This is a genomic window from Proteiniphilum propionicum, assembly GCF_022267555.1.
Taxonomy (GTDB): Bacteria; Bacteroidota; Bacteroidia; order Bacteroidales; family Dysgonomonadaceae; genus Proteiniphilum; species Proteiniphilum propionicum.
In genome coordinates, this window is record NZ_CP073586.1 from 3,760,276 (window position 1) to 3,782,327 (window position 22,052).

The 22,052-nt window shown below is 37.8% G+C and carries 20 protein-coding genes, 1 tRNA gene and 5 pseudogenes; 11 read left to right on the forward strand and 15 right to left on the reverse strand.

What is annotated here, in order from left to right:
- Positions 1-101: 101 nt before the first annotated feature.
- From KDN43_RS15670 to KDN43_RS15685, 4 genes and pseudogenes are all read right to left on the reverse strand, one after another.
- Positions 102-734: pseudogene (locus tag KDN43_RS15670) on the reverse strand (IS256 family transposase); the annotation flags it as partial.
- A 90-nt stretch (positions 735-824) separates the two neighbouring features.
- The gene (locus KDN43_RS15675) at positions 825-1,796 is read right to left on the reverse strand and encodes a glycoside hydrolase family protein (RefSeq protein WP_238867532.1); all 972 of its coding nucleotides are present in this window, start codon (positions 1,794-1,796) and stop codon (positions 825-827) included.
- The gene (locus KDN43_RS15680) at positions 1,793-2,692 is read right to left on the reverse strand and encodes a glycosyltransferase family 2 protein (protein WP_238867533.1); all 900 of its coding nucleotides are present in this window, start codon (positions 2,690-2,692) and stop codon (positions 1,793-1,795) included. Before KDN43_RS15680 ends, KDN43_RS15675 begins: the two co-directional genes overlap by 4 nt.
- Positions 2,682-4,265, reverse strand: a complete 1,584-nt coding sequence (locus KDN43_RS15685; RefSeq protein ID WP_238867534.1) for a glycosyltransferase — start codon at positions 4,263-4,265, stop codon at positions 2,682-2,684. The genes KDN43_RS15680 and KDN43_RS15685 overlap by 11 nt, the downstream gene beginning before the upstream one ends.
- 656 nt (positions 4,266-4,921) lie before the next feature.
- Here KDN43_RS15685 and KDN43_RS15690 point away from each other — a divergent pair.
- From KDN43_RS15690 to KDN43_RS15705, 4 genes are all read left to right on the forward strand, one after another.
- Positions 4,922-5,443 (forward strand): hypothetical protein, encoded by a 522-nt coding sequence (locus tag KDN43_RS15690; protein WP_238867535.1) that lies wholly within the window; start codon positions 4,922-4,924, stop codon positions 5,441-5,443.
- 140 nt (positions 5,444-5,583) lie between these two features.
- Complete coding sequence (locus tag KDN43_RS15695; protein ID WP_238867536.1) at positions 5,584-6,159, forward strand: hypothetical protein; 576 nt, start codon at positions 5,584-5,586, stop codon at positions 6,157-6,159.
- A 280-nt stretch (positions 6,160-6,439) separates the two neighbouring features.
- Complete coding sequence (locus KDN43_RS15700) at positions 6,440-7,000, forward strand: hypothetical protein (RefSeq protein ID WP_238867537.1); 561 nt, start codon at positions 6,440-6,442, stop codon at positions 6,998-7,000.
- 18 nt (positions 7,001-7,018) lie between these two features.
- A complete protein-coding gene (locus tag KDN43_RS15705; protein ID WP_238867538.1) occupies positions 7,019-7,699 on the forward strand; it encodes a hypothetical protein in 681 nt (226 codons plus the stop codon).
- Between the two features lie 428 nt (positions 7,700-8,127).
- Here KDN43_RS15705 and KDN43_RS15710 read toward each other — a convergent pair whose 3' ends face one another.
- Positions 8,128-8,931, reverse strand: coding sequence for an IS3 family transposase (locus KDN43_RS15710; protein ID WP_238867539.1), 804 nt, complete (start codon positions 8,929-8,931; stop codon positions 8,128-8,130).
- Between the two features lie 20 nt (positions 8,932-8,951).
- Positions 8,952-9,218, reverse strand: a complete 267-nt coding sequence (locus KDN43_RS15715; protein WP_238841705.1) for a transposase — start codon at positions 9,216-9,218, stop codon at positions 8,952-8,954.
- A 208-nt stretch (positions 9,219-9,426) separates the two neighbouring features.
- Between KDN43_RS15715 and KDN43_RS15720 the strand changes: the two genes are divergently transcribed.
- From KDN43_RS15720 to KDN43_RS15740, 5 genes are all read left to right on the forward strand, one after another.
- The gene (locus KDN43_RS15720; protein ID WP_238867540.1) at positions 9,427-10,575 is read left to right on the forward strand and encodes a glycosyltransferase family 4 protein; all 1,149 of its coding nucleotides are present in this window, start codon (positions 9,427-9,429) and stop codon (positions 10,573-10,575) included.
- 18 nt (positions 10,576-10,593) lie between these two features.
- On the forward strand, positions 10,594-11,451 hold the full coding sequence (locus KDN43_RS15725) for a glycosyltransferase family 2 protein (RefSeq protein ID WP_238867541.1): 858 nt from the start codon (positions 10,594-10,596) through the stop codon (positions 11,449-11,451).
- A gap of 11 nt (positions 11,452-11,462) precedes the next feature.
- Positions 11,463-12,440, forward strand: coding sequence for a lanthionine synthetase LanC family protein (locus KDN43_RS15730; RefSeq protein WP_238867542.1), 978 nt, complete (start codon positions 11,463-11,465; stop codon positions 12,438-12,440).
- A 170-nt stretch (positions 12,441-12,610) separates the two neighbouring features.
- Positions 12,611-12,886, forward strand: a complete 276-nt coding sequence (locus tag KDN43_RS15735; protein WP_238866086.1) for a transposase — start codon at positions 12,611-12,613, stop codon at positions 12,884-12,886.
- Between the two features lie 14 nt (positions 12,887-12,900).
- Positions 12,901-13,725 (forward strand): IS3 family transposase, encoded by an 825-nt coding sequence (locus tag KDN43_RS15740; RefSeq protein WP_238867543.1) that lies wholly within the window; start codon positions 12,901-12,903, stop codon positions 13,723-13,725.
- 83 nt (positions 13,726-13,808) lie between these two features.
- Here KDN43_RS15740 and KDN43_RS15745 read toward each other — a convergent pair.
- The 7 genes and pseudogenes from KDN43_RS15745 to KDN43_RS15770 form a co-directional block, all read right to left on the reverse strand.
- Positions 13,809-14,093: pseudogene (locus KDN43_RS15745) on the reverse strand (IS66 family transposase); the annotation flags it as partial.
- 125 nt (positions 14,094-14,218) lie between these two features.
- Positions 14,219-14,524 (reverse strand): tyrosine-type recombinase/integrase, encoded by a 306-nt coding sequence (locus tag KDN43_RS16495; protein ID WP_327065311.1) that lies wholly within the window; start codon positions 14,522-14,524, stop codon positions 14,219-14,221.
- A gap of 67 nt (positions 14,525-14,591) precedes the next feature.
- Positions 14,592-15,251: pseudogene (locus KDN43_RS15750) on the reverse strand (tyrosine-type recombinase/integrase); the annotation flags it as partial.
- The gene (locus tag KDN43_RS15755; protein WP_238867545.1) at positions 15,232-15,387 is read right to left on the reverse strand and encodes a hypothetical protein; all 156 of its coding nucleotides are present in this window, start codon (positions 15,385-15,387) and stop codon (positions 15,232-15,234) included. The pseudogene KDN43_RS15750 and the gene KDN43_RS15755, both read right to left, overlap by 20 nt.
- Positions 15,388-15,576: 189 nt before the next feature.
- Positions 15,577-16,227: a tyrosine-type recombinase/integrase gene (locus KDN43_RS15760; protein WP_238867546.1), complete on the reverse strand. Its 651-nt coding sequence runs from the start codon at positions 16,225-16,227 to the stop codon at positions 15,577-15,579.
- 22 nt (positions 16,228-16,249) lie between these two features.
- Complete coding sequence (locus tag KDN43_RS15765; RefSeq protein WP_238867547.1) at positions 16,250-16,525, reverse strand: tyrosine-type recombinase/integrase; 276 nt, start codon at positions 16,523-16,525, stop codon at positions 16,250-16,252.
- A 19-nt stretch (positions 16,526-16,544) separates the two neighbouring features.
- Positions 16,545-17,471, reverse strand: coding sequence for a tyrosine-type recombinase/integrase (locus KDN43_RS15770; RefSeq protein WP_238867548.1), 927 nt, complete (start codon positions 17,469-17,471; stop codon positions 16,545-16,547).
- 205 nt (positions 17,472-17,676) lie between these two features.
- On the opposite strand from KDN43_RS15770, the pseudogene KDN43_RS15775 reads away from it, so the two are divergent.
- A pseudogene (locus KDN43_RS15775) lies at positions 17,677-18,264 on the forward strand (IS66 family transposase); the annotation flags it as partial.
- Between the two features lie 498 nt (positions 18,265-18,762).
- Here KDN43_RS15775 and KDN43_RS15780 read toward each other — a convergent pair.
- A tRNA-Ser gene (locus KDN43_RS15780) sits at positions 18,763-18,847 on the reverse strand.
- A 246-nt stretch (positions 18,848-19,093) separates the two neighbouring features.
- On the opposite strand from KDN43_RS15780, the pseudogene KDN43_RS15785 reads away from it, so the two are divergent.
- A pseudogene (locus tag KDN43_RS15785) lies at positions 19,094-20,326 on the forward strand (DEAD/DEAH box helicase); the annotation flags it as partial.
- 1,166 nt (positions 20,327-21,492) lie between these two features.
- Here KDN43_RS15785 and KDN43_RS15790 read toward each other — a convergent pair.
- Positions 21,493-22,047, reverse strand: coding sequence for a 2-oxoacid:acceptor oxidoreductase family protein (locus KDN43_RS15790; RefSeq protein WP_238867549.1), 555 nt, complete (start codon positions 22,045-22,047; stop codon positions 21,493-21,495).
- Positions 22,048-22,052: the final 5 nt, after the last annotated feature.

A 22,052-nucleotide genomic window follows, 5' to 3' on the forward strand; every position in this document is an offset into this window, starting at 1 on the left:
TGTTACCGAAAGTGCTGCATTGCTGTTACCGAAAGTGCTGCATTGCTGTTACCGAAAACACTGCACTTCCATTTACCGAAATTACTGCATTCTCAGTTACCGTTACCACCTTCACTCCTGGAAATATACATTCCCAGCAGATCCTTATGCCCGTTGCGGTCAACTCCGAGCACATTGTAAATGGCGCGGGTAACCGGTCGGTTTTTATCATCCATAACCTTGTAGTGGATGGCATCCATCCATACTATGGGATAGACTGAATCAAGGGGACGGGTACGCCAGGATTGAAGTTCAGGCAGCACCCTGTCGGTAATGGCGCTGATGGTATCGGCTGAAACCCGATTACCCAGGTTCTCCTCCTTCCAGTCGCTGATCTCCCGCGTACTGTTTCCTAACGCGTATAAGCCAATGATACGGTCAGCCACACCTTCGGCCAATATACGCTCCCGCTTTTTGATAAACTCCGGTTCAAACCGGGAATCCCTGTCTCGTGGCGTGTGAACTGTAACCTCACCCGGGGAAGTCTGAACCTGCTTGCGGTTATAGCCATTACGCCGATTACCCGATAAGCGCTCCTCTTCATCCATGTGAACATCCATCTCACCCTCCAATGCTGCATTCAGAAGGTTCTCCAGTAATGGCGCAAATGCACCGTCTTTTCCTAAAAGAGGCTTGCCTGCTTTTAGCTGCTCCAGCGCCTTGGCTTGAAGGGACTTGTAATCAAAATCTTCCATAATGTAAACTGTTGTGTAAAAGTAATAAAAAAATGATTTATTCTTTGACACAGTTTACTTTACAGTCTCTTAACAAATCGTACTCATTAATCAATTATCCTGTTCCATACACCATTGCATCATTGCCCAGGCCAGACCACCGACATTACTTCCCAGCCCGGCATAATATGGATTCAGTTGCTCCAATAACCCATTAATTCGTTCCTGGTCTTCTGCAATAGACAATATCGATTTATTCACTACTTCCGGTATTGGTATTTTTCTATCCAGAATCAATTGGGTCAGGTAAAAATTATTAACTTCCGTCAATGTCGTCAATTGTGGGATATCGCAAATAGATACGCATCCTTCAAACATCGGAACTTCATCAAGCAACGTGGCCAATATATGTTTTTCAGAAATACTTTTCTCTTCTTTATAAGAAACTTTCACGATTTCAGGTATTTCTTCATACAACAGACCTATTTCATGTCGAAACAGACCACATTCCCAAACTGTTTGGCAGACGTGAAAAAACCGAATCAAATATATACAGGGAAACACGGGTAATACTAAACTTGTATATTTTGAAATCAATATTTTATAAAACTGATTCACACAGTTTTCGATATGTTGGCACCATTTATTTTCCGTAGAGGAAATGTCCGAAATGAACCTGCCCAATATATATAACCCTTTCTCCGCTTCAATGCCAAAAGCTTGCAAAACAGATGCACTGTAACCTTTATCTAAAAGAACGGTATCTATTTCATCGAATATGTCTTCATCAGCCTGTAGAAATCCCTGTTTGATCAGATAATTCATTCCCCATACAATACCATACACTCCATTGTCAAAACCTTTTTCATTGATCTGTCCTATTTTCTGGAAAACCAGTTCAATCAATCTGTCAGCATACTCCTCCATTTCTGGATCATTCCTATATCGTCCATATCGATATAAAAGAATGGCAACTCCCATTTTTCCTGTCATTAGCCCGTTTTGAGGAATTAAATAGCTTGTTTTTGCAATTTGACGTACAAAAACGTCAAGCGTATCGGATATCATTTTATATGGATTCATAGTTGCTTTGTTTGAAAAACACATCGATAGCGGTGTGCCTGTAAAAAATTCTCCAGTTTTTGTTGTGAATAATATCGCCTTCCCTGGTTAGCTTCCAATAATCTGTCTATCCACCGGTCGACCATTTCTTTTTCAAAACGATGATCGATAACACCTCTGATAAAAGAGCGATGTAATTCTTTTTCGTCTTCGGTCGGGTCAATCCCGAAAAATGAAAGCTGTTTGATACGGATTTGTTCAATAAAGAAAAACTGTTCCTTGCTTTTACTGGTAGTGATTTGGCGTGCATGTCTCCGGATTTCATACAGCACTTCGTTGGTATTTGTACCCGGAGATAGGGACAGTGCCCGAGCCAGCCAGTCATAATCGGAAGCATAGGTATATTTTTCATTGTAGTATAAGTCGTGTTTCTTGACAAGGGAGGTCCTTATCATGGTTGTACCGTGGCACAAATAACAGATACGCAAGAAGAGGACCTTGATAGTTTCGTAATCGGTTTCCCTGTAATGAGGATTATTACCATTGAGTATTCGGGATGCGCTTCCGACCACTCCGACTTCCCTGTTTTCTTCCAGAAAACGGGATTGTACATCCAAACGTTCGGGCATATTTATATCATCGGCACCCACCACGCAAATATACTCACCTTTTGCCACTCTCATGCCGGTATTCATTGCCGGATAACACCCCTTGTTTTCAAGAAAATCAATGACTTTGATACGTTTATCGAGATAGGAATGAGCTATCTCGCTGCTGTTATCTGTTGAACCGTCATTGACGATGATCAGTTCGAAATCGGGCATGGTTTGAGCGAGCACACTATCAATACTTTCCTTAATTAAATGTCCATAATTATATACAGGCATAATTACCGAGACGAGAGGATTATACTTCATTACTTTCCAAGCTTTTAAAGAGTTTACAATCACTCAAAATATTATCGATAAAATCCGGATAGTTCCTTTCAGCGTTGAAATTCTCTTTCCAGAATTCATATACGCCATTCCGGAAAAGAGAATTTCTTGATTTGGTTAAAAGCATTTCCAAAATGGCATTTTTGACGTCTTCAATCTCAAAATCGGCCTGTAGCAATATTCCAACTTTATTTGTAACTATTTCACAACTTCCTCCAACATTGGTAGCCACAACCGGAATACCAAAACTGATTGCCTCCATTATCGAGACAGGCAAACCTTCCGTGGAAGATAGATTGATAAAACAGTCAATCTTTTCAGTAAGATAGAAATTATATATATCCTTATTGTCTACATGGCCATAGAACACGGCCTCAATATTGCCGGAAAGAAGTTGGCCTGCCAATTTCTTTATTTCTTCAAATAAAGGTCCATCTCCAAAGTGAACCCATTTTACAGGAATATCCTTTATCAAGGCCAACGATTCTACAATTTTATCAACCCTCTTTATGTCAACTATCCTGGAACAACTCACGACTAAGTATTGAGGTGTTTGTCTCCCTTCTGTTGAAGCAATATCATTATTTATGCCCAAATAGGAAAGTTTGTATTTTGCCTTGTATTCGGGATACTTTTCCGTTATATAATTCAAACCATTTTTTGAGACCAGATATAGCTTTGTAGCATATTGTAATTGCAACTTTCGAAAGGGAATATAACTCTCTTCTCTTCTTTCATTGTATAAATCATAGCCATGAGCGCGCGATATGAAATATTGTATCTTGTTTTTCGATTTTAAAATAGACAATAATGTAGCGTGATGGTCAAACCAGTAGGTGTAATGAACGGCGTTTGTTATCCTGTTCCTGTCAAGATAGTCATATAAAACTCCAGCATAATACGACAATTTAGAAAGTAAATGCAACATATTTTTTTTATTTTTGCTGCGTATAATATCATTCAAGCAATAGATAAACCATTTACCGGTATTTCCAAATTCTTTAGATTTCGGAGGCGTTCCGAAATGGATCTTCATCACCTCGACATTTTCGGGTACATAGCGTTTTTTTCCGGTTATTTGCAATGGAATAATAAAAATTTGATCGAATGATTCTGAAAGGTACTTTATTTCTGTTTCAAGGAACTGTTCTCCTGATCCGTAGGGATAATTAAAAGTATACAGACAAAGTGTGTTCATCGTTGTATTTTCATACAAACTCTTTTCATCTTTTTTCCGGCATAGACGCGCCAGATGAAATCCGTTTTGTATTTCATCCAGGGAGTAATCCTTCAACACATCGAATATATCGATGATTTCCGGATTATTGATCCACTGATATTTTAGGTCTGATTTCAAAAACCAGCCAACCCATATCTGATTTTCCGACTTCTCCAAATCATTGTCCATTTCTTGCAACAGACCTGGAAGATAAAATACGACCATGTCTGCCTGCTGAAAACATTGCCGATCGGTGGTAATGAGCCAATCTGGTGGAACATCAACGATTTTTAAGGATAATTCCTCGCTCGAGAAGGTATTGTATACCAACATCATTTTTTTTGGCGATGAAATTTTATCCTGCGAGATTTTCCTTTGTTTAAGCTTATTCTTCATTTTACTTTACTGGCCAGTGTTTCTGTTCTGTGTATCATCTTTATCAGGTTGTTGGAATTCTCTAAAACATAGGAAAACAGCTAATCCAATTTTTAATTGAATTGAAAATCAACAGATCGGCTTACAATGAATTTAATTCCTAAATAGGGAAAATACGACCTGAGTTATTTCGAATAAATGTGAAAAAATTTTATTTTATTGTTTATCAATAGAATGTATGTATTTTAAAAATAATAACAAGCATAAAAGGACATTTCTGTTGACGAAAATAGAACAAAACAATTAGAAAACCTATTTGTTTTCAGAATTATTTTTCCCTACACATAGCCGATGCAAAAAACAACTGCTACAGATAAACAAAAAATGATGAATAATTTAGGCAAACATGGTAGTACTATATTCAAAGATACTTTTACTGATAAAAACGATATAAATACTATCTTATTTGGCATATTTGAATTATTTAACGTATTAGGTATTGTTTTTTTGATAAAAACACGTATTCTTGCATTGTAATATCTTTACCAATGTATAAAATTTAAAAAGAAAGACATGAAAAATTAACAAAAAAGCTTTTACACGAATTGGCTATAAATATGCCAATTATCGATGAAATTGAACAGCAAAATTATGTAGGAGGGACTTTCTATTTTGATTCTTATGACAATTATTTAACGCAACAAGGTCCAAGTAATGATATCAAGATAGCAAGTGATATAAATAATTTAGACTCAACCACTGCTTTAAATGATAATCCAGACGAAGTACTTGAAGCTGTTTTTCAATCTATGGCTGGGGGTATAGGCTTTTCTGGAGATGTAGAAGTAGAGGACCTAGGGCATGCAAAGTATGGAGAAGCAAGAAATGGGAAAATAATAATGAATGTATTAAGTCCATCTTTTGGACCAAATGGTCAAAATAATTTTTTTGATTTTATGTGTACATTAATACATGAAAAACATCACTTAGATAGCCCTCATGATGCTGACAGTGATGAATCAGAGTATTATGCATATAGAGCGGTGTTGCAATCACCTGCTTTTTCTAATGCATCTGATGAGTACAAGACACACGCAATAAATGCATTTAATCATTATAGAGATAAATTGGGCTATTAAAACTAATTCTTCGCAATATGAGAAAATTAAAAATATTATTTTCTGTATTCCTCCTCTTTTGCCTTACACTGAATTGTCAAAACAGCAAAAATAGTAGTAAAGAGGGACAAGAAAAAAAGGTGACTGAAAAGGTATCAGACATGAAAGAAAGGACTTCTTCTAAGTTTCTGATATCGGCTGAAACGTCGGATGTGCTGTATCTGAATGATTCAACTCCATTTTATTTAATGGAGAAATCGCCCTTAAAGGCATTTCAAAATTATCGGGACATTTATGATAGCTATCATGAATTCGCTATCGTGGAAATGGATATGATATTAGGCAGTTTTATTCCTCCACGGGGTAACAAGTATTATGTACGCTGGTTATTATTAGACAGCACCTTGTACCTTGGCGATATACGCTTTTTCGACAATGTTCCGGATTCTGTTTTTCCGAATAATAAGCAATACAGAATAATGGAAGAGTTGACCCAGGTCAAATTTGATAAGGAATTAGCCCGAAAATATGAGCTACCCGATTCAATGCAGCCTGAGGAAGGCTTGATGCCTGCCGTTTGGGTAAGTGATGTCTTTCTAATTAAACAAGTACGGTTTGCAAAACCGCGGCAATATCCGGAAGAAAGCTATGAATCATGGACGAAGAAGCCCTGTATAGAACTTGTTTTTCAAAAAGGGAAATTAGTTTCCATGAGAGAAAGAGAAGATATGTATTAAGTTTAAAACACATAAAATTGATTATAAAGACCAATGATACCCTTTGTCCTGTTAATATGGAGCACCGTGGCTTTGTAGGGTCAAACCGCCTTGGAGAAAGGGATGGAAAGGATCAAGGTGAGTGTGAATATGCCAGAATATTTTCATCCGTCACAAAATGAAAAGCATATTCATATTGTTGAACCTACAGAAGAGTATCCATAGCCTCCTCTGGATCAGCCATATGGCGATAAGCCGGCATATGAGAAGTGGAAACTGTTGAAAATTTAAAGATAAAGTCATGAAAAAATTAACAAAGAAACTTTTACACGAATTGGCTATAAGTATGCCAATTATTGATGAAATGGAGCAACAAAATTTTATGGGGGGTACTTTCTATTATGATTATTCCGGTAATTATTTAGGGTCGTCAGGACCAGGAAGTGATATTCGCGTAGCAACTAACTGGGGAATTATAGGTGAATCCATTGCTTTTTCTGAAGCTGCGCCCTCAGTAGTAGGCGGAGTTTTAACGAGTATGGCTAACTCCATAGGCTATTCAGGGACCGTAGGGGTATCTTATTATGATGATCCTGGAAAGTATGCACAAGCACAAGGAGGTCAAATAACATATAATTTAGGAAGTCCAAGTTTTGGTCAAGATAATTATTATGATTTTTTATGCACATTATTGCATGAAAATCATCATGTAATGACTCCTGAGGATGCCGGAAATCCTGAGTCTGAGTATTATGCATATCAATATGAAATGACTACATTTGCTTATTCTCAAGCATCCGATGAGTATAAAGCAGCAACACAAAGAGAATATGATCGTCTTAAAAATTTACTGGGATATTGAATGTAATTTTCTACAAAAATGAAAAAAGTCAAAATATTTTTTTCCATATTGCTCTTACTTTGTTTTACAATAGACTGTCAAAACAACAAAAACAATGGTAACGAGAGTGAAGCGAAAAGAATGCCTGAGAATGAACTTATAGCAAAAAATAAGGTTGTTTCTTACTTTATGAAGTTAGCGGAAACATCAGATATGCTATATCTGAATGATTCAATATCATTTTATTTAATGGATCAATCCCCTTTAAAGGTATTTTATAATTACCAGGACATTTATGATACATATCATGAATTTGTTCCGGTGGAAGATTATATGGGAATAGGCATGTTTATTCTTTCAGGCCCAAATACTTCGTATTATGCACATTGGTTGCTAATAGATAGTACTTTATATCTTAACGATATAAAGTTCTTCGAGGACCCAAGCACTATTTTCCCGAATAATGAGCAATATAGGTTAATGGAAGAGCTAACGCAAGTCAAATTTAATAAAAATGTAAGCAGAAAATATCATTTACCTAATTCAATACTAAGTGAGGAGGGTTTAATGCCTGCCATCTGGGTAAGTAATGTATTTTTAATTAAAAAAGCACGGAAATATGAAGAGAATTTTGAATCATGGATGGAAACACCCTGTATAGAACTTGTTTTTCAAAAAGGGAAATTAGTTTCCATGAAAGTAAAAGAAGACATGTATTAAGTCTTAAACACATAAAATTGATTGTTATGAGCAAAGGCCAATGATTCCCTTTGTCCTGTTAATATGGGGATTCGTAGTTTTGCAGGGAGAAACCGCCTTGGAGAAAGGGATGGAAAGGATCAACATGAGTATGAATATACCAGAAAATGCTTATAGGGATAAGTCCAGATATAGAGCTGTTACTATTGGAAAAGACCGATTAGAATTTAGAATCAGGTTTATGATTGTAAGCTACCCCTTTTTAGGACAGTCTTTGATTAGACTGCTAAATTAGTTATTTATGTATACAATGTTATGATGTCGGACAGATTTTTGATAAGCCACTCCCAATACTAGACGATACAGCGGGCAAGACTGCCCGCCAGGGCACTCGTCTTGGCCTTGACCGCTGTAGTGGCTAGTGTTACCTTTGCTTGTCAAAACATCTGTCATACTGCTTCCTTTCGTTTTATCAGTTCTTCCCTATACTCAAAGGGTGTCATGTTGTCCAACGCCTCATGGGGCCGTTCTTCGTTGTAGTCATTCCGCCAGGCTTCTGTCAGTTCCCTGACTTCAGACAAGTTTCGGAAAATGTATCTGTCAAGTACAGCCCTTCTGTAGCTTCCGTTGAAGCGTTCAATGTAGCCGTTCTGGGTGGGTTTACCAGGCTGAGTATACATAATGTTTATCTCATTGCCTTTACACCAATCTTTGAACACCTGGGCGATAAACTCAGGACCATTGTCGCAGCGTATGTTCTTTGGTTTGCCATTAAGCCATATGACCTTTTCCAGAACTTTGATGACACGCTTTGCCGGCATGGACATCGATATCTCCTGTGTCACGGCAATCTTGCAGGCATCATCTATGATATTAAGAACACGGAACTGTCTTCCGCACTCAATCCTGTCACTGACAAAGTCAATGGACCAGGTAACATTGGGCTCTTTAGGCATAACCAGAGGATTCTTCACTCTTGCAGGCAGACGTTTCTTCAAACGGCTTCGCTTCTCATAGTGCATTGCCTTGTAAACCCTGTAAACCTTCTTGTGGTTCCATGTCTTACCCTCACGTCTCAGCCTTGAATAAATCTTCCAGAAGCCATCACCGAAGTTGGCGGCAGCACGGATTGCGTCTTCAACTTCAGTGTCATCTTTCTTGTCAGTATAATAGAAGTAGGAGCGATGGATGTCCATCAGCTTGCACGCCCGAGAGATGCTTACACCATATTCTTCCACTATATCTCCTGCCAATTCCTTCTTTACCTCGGGCTCTAGAGTTTTTTTTCGATGACCTCCTTCAGTATCTTGTTGTCAAGTGCAAGGTCAGCATACATCTGTTTCAACGTGCGGTTCTCATCTTCAAGCTCTTTGAGACGTTTAACCTGACTGATCTCCATTCCACTATACTTGGACTTCCAATTATAAAGGGTAGCCCTGGATATATTGTAGTCACGAGCTACAACTGCGGCATCCACCCCACTTTCAAGTTGATGGACTGCCTTTACCTTCTCTGACTCACTGTGTACTTTTTTTTTCATTTTATTTCCTATGCCAAACAAAGTTAATAATTTTGTCTAACTCGGAACTGTCCTACAAATAGGGAAGGTTACATGATGACCGATGAAAGCATGAAAAACTTCCACAAGTATTTAAAGGATCTCAAACAAGGTTTTCTGGTTTAATGATTGAAAGTAAGATCGATTAGTTTTTTATTCTTGATTATCAATCTATTATTGATTCAATATAATGAATATTCTGTTTCTTACCAGATTTGATCCTGAAAATATAAATAATTGGTCAGGTACATTGTATTATATGTATAATAAATTAGGAGAAAAACATAACTTGAAAATTATTGGTCCAGAAATAGTAGAACAACTTACATTTTTTATAAGTAATAATAGTTCCAAATATAAAAACATTCAAATTGACAAGTACATTCACAGATTGAATGAATTGCTTTCAGAACGGATAAAAAGACTAAATTTTAATTTAATCTTTTTTGGAGATCTACTGTTTATCCCTTTTCTAGAAGTTAATCTGCCGATTATCTATTTAAGTGATATGACTTATGAACAAATGAGAATACATTATAAAAAGTCAGATGAAAATCAAGATAAAAACTCACCCACAAAAGTATTGGATAGTAAATCCCTTATTAATTTCGAAAGATTGATACTCGAAAAAGCCAGCAAGATTATCTACTCTTCCGAATGGATCAAGCAAAAAGCAGTGGATTTTTATAATATTGATCCGAATAAAATCGAGATTATCGAATTCGGAGCAAATATTTTTGCTCCCGAGCATTATTCAATTGATATAAACATGGATATATGTAAACTAGTATTTATAGGAAGAGATTGGGAAAGAAAAGGAGGGGACAAAATCATGCAAATATATAATAAATTGAAAGAAGATAAATTTCCATGTACCCTTACCATCATAGGTTCTTCACCGAAACAATCCTTGCATGACAGTGGTGATGATTTAGTTATAATTCCTTCTATTGACAAGAGTAAACAAAAACAGGCTGAACAACTAAATAAGATTTTAGCGGAATCCCATTTTCTCGTTTTACCTACCCGATTCGACGCTTATGGCATTGTATTTTGTGAAGCCTCAGCCTATGCCCTTCCTTCTATAACTGCAAATGTAGGTGGGGTGGGGCAACCCGTAAAAGATTCAAAAAATGGTTTTTTACTTTCGGCTGAAGCTGCAGCGGAAGATTATGCAGAAAAGATAAAAACAGTATTTTCAGATAAGGAAAATTATTTGAAGCTTCGAGCTTCTTCCCGACATGAGTACGAAACCCGGTTAAATTGGGATGTTTGGGGTGATAAGATCAATAATGTATTTGAAGAGGTCATTTCAGAATGGGAACTCAATCATCAATAAGTCTATAAGATATAAAAAATGAAAACCATATCAGTTGTAATGTGTGCATCCAATGCGGAAGATACTATAGCAGGGTCAATTGAAAGTGTACTGAAACAATCATATCCGGATTTTGAACTGATTATTGTAAATAACGGTTCAACGGATAACACAAAAGCTATCATAAATTCTTATGATGACGAGCGTATCCGTATTATTGACAATATCGATAATTATATTCAATCTCTGAATATAGGCATAAAAGCTTCAACGGGAAAATATATCGCACGTATGGATTCAGGCGATATTATGCATGTCGACCGACTCAAATTACAACATTCGGTTATGGAGGACTTTCCTAATATTATAGTATGTAGCTGTTGGGAAATTATTTTTGGAAAAAACATTGCCAGAAGGATGCATGAACAAAAATTCTGCGGCTTGATTGAACAACCTTTGGTACAACTATTAAACGATAATGTAAGGATTAGCCCCATATACATGATGCGCAAATCATTTATCGACGAAAAGAAAATACAATATGAAGATTACAACTATGCGGAGGATTACAAGTTATGGTCAGAAATAGCCAAGTCCAAAGGCGTTTTATACATGGACAGCCAGCCTCTTATTTATTCCAGAATTTGTGATATGAAAATTTCCAGAAAAAGGAGAGAGATACAAATACAAAACATTTCCAAAATTAAAAAAGAGATTGTGTTTTCCCTTTGCTATAAATTGAGTGAAGTTTATCCCATGCTAATTCCTTTATACCATACAAATATTGATTTGCTAAAAGAAGAACTAATATCAGAAAAGGATTTTTTCAGTCTATTTTATTCTCTCTTCATAAAAAATAAAAACAGGTTTAAAGATATAGAAAATAAATTGAAATAAGAACAATCAATATGACGCAAAAGGACAATATTCGAACCTTGGTTGAGTTTATCTTACAAAATATCGAAGCGGTAAATTCTACGGGATTATATAATGGCAAAGCCGGTTTATCATTATCTCTTTTCCAAGCCTCCAGACATCTACAGGATGAAGAACTTGAAGATATTGGATTTAGACTACTACAGGAATCATTGATAACTAAAAACAATGATATTAGCTTTGAAAACGGTTTAGCCGGAATTGGATATACACTTCTATATTTGATTGAAAATAAATATTTAGAAGCAAATTTCAAAGAAATATTCGAGGAACAATATGAAATTTTACTCAAAAGTCTAAAGTATATTGAAAAAGAACCTTTCAAACTGGTGTATTCAATGCCAGTAATCTATTTTTTATCGAAGGTCAGCCGTTTCGAAGATGAGAGGGTAAGAGTAATCATAAAAAAAAATTTTGAGGGATCCGAGCTATTTTTAGCTGTTCAATTCCAGGATTTTGACAATATTTACTATATCAATAAAAAAATTGGTGTCTTGCATATTTACAAGGCCTATCTTAAATTAATTAATTATACTGGTTATACTTCTTTTTCTCATTCATTATTAAGAGACTATGCTGATTTATATAAAAAAGGGAAGATTTTAAGTTCGCTTGAAATCGGCTTTTACTTAAAAGAAATCACTACCCTGTGTAATATTAAAGGTTATGAATATGTCGTAAGTGAGAATATTAACAATGGGATTAAAAATCTATATTTAGACACGCTTTCTCTTAAAGAAAAAATTGATTTGGCACAAATTGCAAATAAAATTGTAGACAAAAATATAAGCGAGTACAACTTACTTCCGGAAATAGAAAATATTCATTCAAAGAAAGTAATGCAGACCTTATTGCTGACTGTTGAAGGAAAAGCGTTACCTCAATGTTATGGCGCAGGTCTAGCACGCCTTCTTATATATTGTATTAATAATCAAACTGAGTTATTATAAAGCTCCTTGATAGTCTATCTGATATGGAAGAAATCCCCAAAATAATTCATCAAATCTGGTGTGATATTGGTACACCATTACCTAAACATTTCCGGTTATTTGGTGAAATATAATTACCCCCGAATCTTAGACAACAAGAATCATTAAAAAATAATATTAATTTTGTTGTCATGAAGAAAAGGAAAACTTACAGTGCCGGCTTTAAAACAAAGATTGTTTTAGAAGCACTTCAAGAAAGAGAAACAGTCCAGGAGATCGCCAGGAAGTATGAACTTCACCCGGGTCAGATCTCGACGTGGAAGACTCAATTTTTATCTCAGGCGGACCAGGTGTTCGAGAGAGGCGGCTCTAAAACAGAGGATGACAAGGAGAAAGACGCCCTGTTCAAGAAGGTCGGACAGCTTCAGCTGGAGGTTGATTTCTTAAAAAAAGTATTGGGGAAATAGCCAAAAATGAACGGATGAGCAAAATCGACAAGACCCACTCTTTAAGCGTTTCACGCCAGTGTGATTTGTTGGATGTGCCCCGTAGCAGCTTCTACTATTCGCCCCGTGAAGATGGTTCCTATAATGAGGAACTGATGAAGCAGATAGACAAACAGTACATGATTACCCCGTTCTACGGTGTACCCCGGATGACACATCACCTTCGTGGCATTGGCTACGAGGTCAATCCCAAGCGTGTGCGCCGTTTATATCGGAAAATGGATTTATATGCGACCGGCCCCCGTCCGAACACGAGCAAGCCCCATAAGGGAGCAAGCCATGTGATTTATCCCTACCTGCTGCGTGGGTTAAAGGTAACGCGCCCCAATCAGGTCTGGGCGATGGATATCACCTATATCCCGTTAGCTGGCAGCCATCTGTACCTGGTTGGCATCATTGACGTTTACAGCCGCTATATCGTTGGCTGGTCACTGTCCAACACGATGACCGCCCATTGGTGCCGCGAGTGCCTTGAAGAGGCTATAAAGCACCATGGTGCTCCGGAGATAATCAATACGGATCAGGGGAGTCAGTTCTCCAGCCCGGAGTTTTCAGCTTATTTTTCTTCATACGAGGGTTTAAAGTTCAGCATGGACGGGAAGGGACGGGCTATTGACAATATCTTCATTGAAAGATTTTGGCGGAACATCAAATACGAGAAGCTTTATCTCGAACCATCAGACAATGGTTTGGAGTTATATCACAAAATAAAGGATTATATGAAGTATTATAACCAGGAAAGGCCCCATCAGGGATTGGAATATAAAAGGCCGATGGATGTGTACCGGGAGGCCGCTTAGTTTCCTGGGATCGCCCTGCAGGGCGATCCCAGGAAACTAACTTATCTGTGAATAGAAACTGTCTAAGGAAGGGGAGAAGTTTAGCCGTCTTTTAAATAATTCTTCATTCGTGGCCATAAAGAGTAGGAGTAACTTATAGCCTCGCCCATGCGGTTTTTGGGTAGTACTGTAGGATATGTTTCCTCCATCCACTTTTCAAAAGATAACATTATGGGACGTGCAAGCTCATTCCTTTTTTTGTAGCGTTGCTCATACGACAGATTCTGTTCATCTGCCATTCTTTCTATTTGGTAAAGATGCTGTATCTGCTTTAATGCATACTCTGCAAGGGATTTGTTCTCGTCCAAAGCTATTTCATAGCGACGTCGTTTATCAAAAGATTTTGATAAACGACGTTATCACAACTTTAATTAAATCAAAAGTAGCCTAAGGAAGTAAATTAACAATCAGTATTATCCAATCGCTACTTTCTAAAACTACTTCTGATAATATTTCAAGCCAAACTTTTTAAAAAAGCTTTAAGCTTGGGATCTTTTTCCCAACTTTTCACATCCGGTTCAGTAATTCCAAGATCACTAAAAGCATTTTCTAAGGCTTCTCTCTTCAACTTCGAGTCCGCCCTTGCATAAATCTCGGTCGTCTGTATTGACACATGCCCCAAAAGATCCCTGATATATACCAGATTTACACCGGCCTGTAGCAGGTGCATTGCCCTTGAGTGCCTCAGCGTATGCGGAGTTGGTGTTGACGGGACCAGATCGGGATATGCAATATGTGCCAATGAAGCATATTTTTGCAAAATATAGGTAATCCCGGGATTGGTAAGCTTTAGCCCTCCGGCTATTGAAGAAGAGGGGATGATGACCCATCCCGGGTCTGTCCAAGCCGTATTCCTTCAAGTAATTTCCAAGTAAATTCATCATATTGTCATCAATCGGCACCAATCGTTTTTTGGCTCCTTTACCAAACAACTCGATGACATAGGGCTTGCTTGTTCTTATCGATAGCGGTGTGAGATCTATAATTTCCTGTACCCTGGCTCCAAGATTATACATCAAGGACAATAGGGTCAGGTTTCTTCTTCCTTCACGGGTATTTGTATCTATCTGTTCGAAAACGGCTTTTACCCCGTCAACAGTCAGATATTTGACACTATTTCGCACCTCTCGTTTTATACGTATTGAGCATATTGATTTCCAGTGTGATAAATGGACGGGATCTTCATACATCATGTATTCATAGAAAGATCTTATTGTAGCGTATCTCTGGTTCCGCGTGGAAACGGCGTTGCGCTTGACATCCTGAAGCCAGTCCAGGAAGGAAAGTACCACACTCCTGTCTATGTCATCCAGTCCTAACTTGTCCGCCGGGATCTTCTTCTCTTTATTCATATATTCAAGAAGCAGAATGAAAGTGTCTCGGTATGAACGCACTGTATGGGCGCTGACGCCGCGCTCTTTTACCAGGTAATCGGTAAAATACTTTTCAATACACCCTGCAATATCTTTATATGTTCCCATGATCATCAACTTTAAGGAGTGATTTTGCAATAAGATTTCCAAGTCCGGCAGTTACGGATGCATCCATTTGGATAATTTCCGGATACATGTTTTGTGTAAGACGGAGATAATGCTCGGTGTCCATGACTTTTACATGTCCCATAAATGTAGAGAGTATAGGAAGGCAACAGTATATATCCCTGCCTTGCCTATGCATGCGGACGAGAGAGTGCACACAAGCGGTATGTCTTAGATTATGAAGGGTTGGGCCTTCTTCGTGTCCCTTATACGGGATGTTTGCCTCCTGCAGTAGTTTCCTAAAATATCTGCCTATACCCCCTTTTTTGACAGTTTATGCCCCAGCCCATTGACAAAAAAGGTGACTCTCAGGAGCCATTACACCTTCGACGGGTAACATGTTTCTATAACGGATGTATTGCCTCAAAACTTTTTCTAAAGATTCATTTAAAGGGGCAAGTCTTTGACGGCCATTCTTTGTGTTATCCAAAACAATGACATGTTTTTCAAAATCTATGTCCTTGTTCCGAAGATTTATTGCTTCACCAATTCGTATTGCAGTGCTATACAAAGTCCTTAGCAAAACAGGTACAACCATCATTAATGAATTGGCATGATGCTCCTTTACCCTGAGATTATCGGCTGCGGCAAACAAGCCTTTGATTTCGTTTTCAGTAAAAATGTATGGCACATATTCAGATTTATGCTTCCTTGGCAATCTAGGGACATAACATTCAAGCCCCATATTGCCCATATATATCAAAAAACGTCTCATTACGGATACTTTTTGATATACGGTTGATACTTGTTTGTTGCCACAAGTTGCATGATACCAACTATCATAGGATATCCTGTCAATATAACAAGCCTGATGCCCCTTTTCTGCCAGATGTCGATCCAACTCGTAAAGGATCCACTTTATATCTTCTCCTTTTATCCCTTTTCTGGTTTTTGATTCTACGAAAGAGCTTATGTAGGGAGCCATGACACTTCTATAATTAAGATAATTAGGCATACAGCATGCCTCCTTTCTGCGAATAAAAATCCTCGGGGACATCCGGCACATTCTGGGAACATTCCAGTAGTGATTTGATATTAACACCAAGATAATACATGGTCGACCCTGTCGAACCATGCCCAAGCACTTCAGATATAACAGGCAAAGCCGTGCCATTTTCCAAAAGATTAGTCGCCAGGCTATGCCGTAAAGAGTGGGTGCCATGATGTCTTCCTTTGGGTGATACTCCTGCCGCATAAATATAATTAGTAACAATAGTACACAATGTCGATACTCTTATAGGTCTATAAGGTTGAATAAGTGACAAAAAACAGATTCTTGGAATCATTATCTGGCCTGCCATTTTTTATATAATCAATAATGGCGTCTCCTATATCGGAAAGAAGCGGCAGTATAATCTCTCTTTTGGTCTTGTGCTGTTTGAGGATAATGACATTGTTATCCCAATTCAAACTAGCAAACTGGAGTCTTGTAATATCAGAAGCACGTAGCCCGAGTCTGGATGCAAGCAGTATCATCGCATAATCCCTTTTGCCTTTCCCCCCCCGGTTCTTATCTATCACCCCTTCTATTTTCATTACTTCATCCCTGGTATAAAAGGAGGGTAATTTCTCACCCCGACGACACTTAAACCCCTCGAGTTCTTTACTCAGGTCTTCTTTTGTAAAGCCGGATTCGAAGAGATATTTTAAGAATATTCTGACAGGACCGCATTTGTATGGTGATTGATTTTGGGATGAAGCGAGAAAATAATTAATATCTTCTCTTTTAAGAGTTTCCAATGTAGCACCATGTAGCTTCATGGCTGTAGTAAAGATGTCCAAAGAACTTTGATATGTTCGTACTGTTGAACTGCTTAACCTATATTCCTTGTTGCGAAGAGATATGAAACTTTTAGCCTCCATTCCTAGTTTGCCGGGAAAAGTGTATACATCCCCTTCAATATATTTTGGACGGTATGGTAACCCCTTAAGGAAATTATTCAATAAGAAGACCGCTCCCCTTGATGTTGTATATTTGTGTTTAGAATCTGTCAATTCCAAACTTTTGAGAAAAGACATACCCACATCTTCTGTATAAATATCACAATCATGCTCTTGCATGAAAACCACAAGTTCACGGATACGGCAAATATGCCTTGCACCTGTCTGTTGGGTCAACTTGTATTGTTCTACAAGCAATTTTTCCTGAGACAACAAATCGTCTCTCATAATTTTTATTTCTAACATCCTTGATAAATTTAGATTGATGAATGTATTTTCATCAATTACAAAGATATATTGGAAAGAAGAATTTAATCAGAGAAATATTATCAAAACAATTATTGTTTGTCAACCAGTTACCGGTATAGAATCAATGGTGCTTTTGATTTAATTAAAGTTGTGATAACGTCGTTTATCAAAAGATTTTGATAAACGACGAAAGTTTAAAGAGTCGCTTAAAAATGACAGATCCAGGGCAGAATATGCTCTTGAACAGATAGGTCTCCTCTACGAGGTGGAAAGGGAAGCTGATGATAAAAACCTTTCTTGTGAAGAAAGGGCCAAACTTCGTGAAAGTCATGCTTACCCCATCATGGTTGCCTTTGAAAAGTGGCTGGCTATAGAATATCGCAAAGTATTACCAAAAAGTCCGATAGGCAAGGCAATAAAATATTGTTATGACATCTATCACCGGCTAAGCCGGTATCATCTGGATGGCCGGTACCGCATAGACAACAATCTTGCGGAGAATAGCCTGAGAGGTTTGGCACTGGGAAGAAAAAACTACCTTTTTTGTGGTAACCATGACGCTGCGGAAGATGCTGCAGTTATTTACTCCTTGCTTGGTTGCTGTAAGGCTGCGGATGTCAACTTCCGGGACTGGATGGTTTACGTTCTTGGTCATATACACGATTACGACGAAGATTATACGTTGGATCTGGCTGAACTGCTACCTTCAAACTGGCTGCTAAAAAAATCCTGGAAACTCCAAATCGACTCTGAATGTTTTGCAAGTTTTTGAAAGAAAATATTCAAAAACTATAAAACCTTGCAATAAAACACGGACTTTACCGAATGCTTACGTTGCTCCTTAAATAGAAGACTGTTCTGAAAATTGTTTTCATATTACTGTTTTTTTAGTTGCATCTTAGGTCTTGAATAAAAAAATACACACTTTTTTGTAGCCAAAACGTCATTAAAAAAGCTGATTTTTTATCTCTTTTTTTCTAAACTTACCGATGCAAAGTTCAATGTAATTATCTGATTAACAGTAATTTGATAGTCATTTATACGCACTCTCAAAGTGCTCTTGGCTACAATTTTACTTTTGTTTCTTTTTCTGTAGCCAAATTGTAGCCAATTGTGAGCTTTTTGGGGTATTTTCGATGCTCTGTTACTACTCTAAGTAACCAGTGTCGTAAAAAGAAAAAGTGCCGTAACTCATTAAGAATTACGACACTTATCTATTCGCTATTGTTTCTTTTTTTGCTCTTCACAGAGCACTTCAAAACATTTTTCGCGGAGAGAGAGGGATTCGAACCCCCGGAACCTCTCAGTTCAACGGTTTTCAAGACCGCCGCGATCGACCACTCTGCCATCTCTCCCTGCATTTTGTTTGAAAATGCGAGTGCAAAGGTAAAACTATTTTCGAAAAGAAAAAAGTCTCAGAAGAAATTTATTTTACCTAACTTGCGACAGCAGGCTTAAATACAAAAAATAAGCATTATCTTTGTTGAAATATTAGAAATCCAACTTTTGCATGTTCTGATTACAGCTAAATCTTTCAACAAACATTATTTAGCTATAAATACATCACATTGATACATGCGAAAGTACAGCTAGAAAATAAAATGTTATTTACTGAACTTCCACTCTGCAATACGTTATTAGATGGTTTGCAAGCCATGAATTTTAAAGAAACCACTCCAGTACAAGAACAAGCTATCCCTGTAATACTCGATAAAAAGGATGTGATTGCCTGTGCACAAACAGGTACGGGGAAAACTGCCGCTTTTTTACTTCCACTACTGAACAACTTGCAGACAGATGCTCACGATGAAAATAAGATAAACGCCATAATTATGGCTCCTACACGTGAACTGGCACAACAGATAGACCAACATATGGAAGGTTTCTCCTATTTCACACCTTTCTCATCAGTTGCCGTATATGGAGGTAATGACGGTGATGCCTGGGATGTGCAGAAGCGCGGGTTATTAAGTGGTGCTGATGTGGTTATTGCCACACCCGGAAGGCTTTTGTCACACATCAATCTTTACAAAATTGACTTTTCAGGTGTGAAATATTTTATTCTTGACGAAGCTGACAGGATGCTGGATATGGGATTCCAGGATGATATCATGAAGATTGAGAAACTGCTCCCCAAAAAGCGCCAGACCATTATGTTTTCAGCTACTATGCCACCAAAGATACAGCAACTGGCTAAAACCATACTGGATGATCCTAAAGAGATAACTATTGCAATTGCACGCCCGCCAGAGACCATTCTGCAGTCTGCTTACATTTGTTATGAAGGACAAAAGATCAACATCGTAAAGAATCTCTTCAAGGAGAAAAAGCCCAATAAGGTGATACTTTTTTCCGGATCTAAACAGAAAGTGAAGGAGATTGCGAACACATTAAAGAGAATGGGATTGTCTTCTGGTGAGATGCATTCCGACCTTGATCAGTCGCAGCGCGACCATGTGATGCATGAATTCAAAAACGAACGGGTGGATATACTTGTTGCAACCGATATTGTGGCACGTGGAATTGATATAGATGATATTTCCCTGGTGATTAACTTCGATGTTCCTTATGATGCTGAAGATTATGTTCACCGGATAGGACGTACTGCACGTGCAGGCGATTCGGGTATGGCAATAACTTTTGTATCACCTGCCGAACAGTACCGTTTTTCACAAATAGAAAAGTTTCTTCAAAAAGAGATATACAGGATTCCAGTTCCATCTGAATTTGGCGATACTCCTGAATATAACCCCGTAAAAGAAAGCAAAAAAAGATATTCCCCAAAAAATACATCAGGACGATCAAAAAAGAAAAACAGAAGTACTCCCTCAACAAAAGAGGTGGACAAGGTCTCAAATCTCACCAGGAAAAAGGACAGAAGAGGAGTCGGAAACAACATATCAACAAGAGCAACGGGTGAAACGGGGAAAGCTACAAACCTCTCCAGAAACAAAAAACGTAAAGGAGTCGATAGTATGAATTCGACCGGTGCTTCCCAAAGCTCCGGATCTTCTCCCGAAATATCATTCGAAAAGGGAAAAAGCGGTTCTGCGCAAGACGGGAGACCCGAAAAAAATTTATCTGTTGCCGGAAGGGCTTCAGGGAAGAGGAGAAGCGGTTCGGGACAAGGTAGAACAACTGAAAACAATGCTTCGCCGAACGGGAGGGCATCAGGTAAAAAGATAAACAGAAAAAGCTCTGTTACGTCTGTTACGAATGTATCTTCTGAAAGAATAACAGATTCAGGGAAAAAAACAATTCAGAAAAAGAGAGGTTCAACTTCAATCAGGACAGACAAAACTGATTTAAGAATTGAAAGGCCAAATAAAAGGACAGACAGGCCTGACTTGAAAACGCCCCTGGAAAAAGAAATAAAAAATGAGACTTCGTCAGGAACACCTGCTAAACTAGCAACTATTATAAAGGGTTGGTTTCGTAAAAAAAAGAAGTAACTTTTTAAATCAATACTTCGGTATTTTTTCAAAAACAGTTCTTATAATTCACTGAATACTAATAGAGTATGGCGCTTTTTTGAGGACCTAGCATAAATTATTGACTGTCAGTATTATAAATGATGTTATAACGAAGCATTATAAATAGCAGTCCCGTAAAAAAATTATATTTGACTGGTAATTCATCAATTGTTATTTCACTAAGCCTTATAAAAAGTTTCCGTCCTTTCTTTCATATTGTCAGGTGTTTAAATAAATATTCATAGAGGTATTACTAAAAAGGGAACCCTCTTGTTATTATTAATAATGCTTTTATTATTGCCGTGATGGTTTCTTCTGATTACTTTGATGCCTATACAGTAAGTGTATTTATAATGTAACATCTAAGTTCAGCAATGATGTAATAGAATGTTGCGCAGGAACTGGTATTATTTGTACAACTCTGGAGATAAAGGTGTAAGTTATAGATTCAGATAAATTAAAATCGCGAAGCCGGTCTGACAGGGATCAGTCCGGCTCCTAATCGGAATAATCATTTGTTGCTCTGATTACTCCGCTTTTTGCTCCAATTGAACTAACTCCATTCCCCTTATAATGGCTTCTTCGTTCATTGGTAAAAGCTTATGGTGCCGCTCCGGGAGCGACTCTTTAAGTCCTTTCATCACATTTTCAAGCTCCACCATGGGTGATATCTTGAGCAGCCCACCCAGCACAATCATGTTGAATACCTTTGTATTGTCCATTTTCATAGACTCATCCATGGCGTTAATGCGGTACACATTGATATCTTTCCGTCCAACCTTTTTATGAATTCCATACCCATCGTATATTATCACTCCTCCGGGTTTTACTTTCTCCTCAAATTTATCGAGGGAAGGCTGATTCAATACAATAGCAATGTCATATCTATTAACAACAGGCGAGCTAATTGGTTCATCTGAAATGATCACTGTAACATTAGCAGTACCACCACGCTGTTCGGGTCCGTAAGCCGGGAACCACGATACCTCCTTGTTTTCCATAATACCGGAATAAGCAAGAATTTTACCCATGGAGAGCACTCCCTGGCCTCCAAAACCTGAAATTACTATCTCTTGTAACATTTATA

Bases quoted from the DNA above. Each gene is read 5' to 3' on its own strand.
- KDN43_RS15675 (WP_238867532.1), bottom strand. From the start codon at position 1,796: ATGAATCCATATAAAATGATATCCGATACGCTTGACGTTTTTGTACGT.
- KDN43_RS15680 (WP_238867533.1), bottom strand. From the start codon at position 2,692: ATGAAGTATAATCCTCTCGTCTCGGTAATTATGCCTGTATATAATTAT.
- KDN43_RS15685 (WP_238867534.1), bottom strand. From the start codon at position 4,265: ATGATGTTGGTATACAATACCTTCTCGAGCGAGGAATTATCCTTAAAA.
- KDN43_RS15690 (WP_238867535.1), top strand. From the start codon at position 4,922: ATGCCAATTATCGATGAAATTGAACAGCAAAATTATGTAGGAGGGACT.
- KDN43_RS15695 (WP_238867536.1), top strand. From the start codon at position 5,584: ATGAAAGAAAGGACTTCTTCTAAGTTTCTGATATCGGCTGAAACGTCG.
- KDN43_RS15700 (WP_238867537.1), top strand. From the start codon at position 6,440: ATGAAAAAATTAACAAAGAAACTTTTACACGAATTGGCTATAAGTATG.
- KDN43_RS15705 (WP_238867538.1), top strand. From the start codon at position 7,019: ATGAAAAAAGTCAAAATATTTTTTTCCATATTGCTCTTACTTTGTTTT.
- KDN43_RS15715 (WP_238841705.1), bottom strand. From the start codon at position 9,218: ATGAAAAAAAAAGTACACAGTGAGTCAGAGAAGGTAAAGGCAGTCCAT.
- KDN43_RS15720 (WP_238867540.1), top strand. From the start codon at position 9,427: ATGAATATTCTGTTTCTTACCAGATTTGATCCTGAAAATATAAATAAT.
- KDN43_RS15725 (WP_238867541.1), top strand. From the start codon at position 10,594: ATGAAAACCATATCAGTTGTAATGTGTGCATCCAATGCGGAAGATACT.
- KDN43_RS15730 (WP_238867542.1), top strand. From the start codon at position 11,463: ATGACGCAAAAGGACAATATTCGAACCTTGGTTGAGTTTATCTTACAA.
- KDN43_RS15735 (WP_238866086.1), top strand. From the start codon at position 12,611: ATGAAGAAAAGGAAAACTTACAGTGCCGGCTTTAAAACAAAGATTGTT.
- KDN43_RS15740 (WP_238867543.1), top strand. From the start codon at position 12,901: ATGAGCAAAATCGACAAGACCCACTCTTTAAGCGTTTCACGCCAGTGT.
- KDN43_RS15755 (WP_238867545.1), bottom strand. From the start codon at position 15,387: ATGGGACATGTAAAAGTCATGGACACCGAGCATTATCTCCGTCTTACA.
- KDN43_RS15760 (WP_238867546.1), bottom strand. From the start codon at position 16,227: ATGGCTCCCTACATAAGCTCTTTCGTAGAATCAAAAACCAGAAAAGGG.
- KDN43_RS15770 (WP_238867548.1), bottom strand. From the start codon at position 17,471: ATGAGAGACGATTTGTTGTCTCAGGAAAAATTGCTTGTAGAACAATAC.
- KDN43_RS15790 (WP_238867549.1), bottom strand. From the start codon at position 22,047: ATGTTACAAGAGATAGTAATTTCAGGTTTTGGAGGCCAGGGAGTGCTC.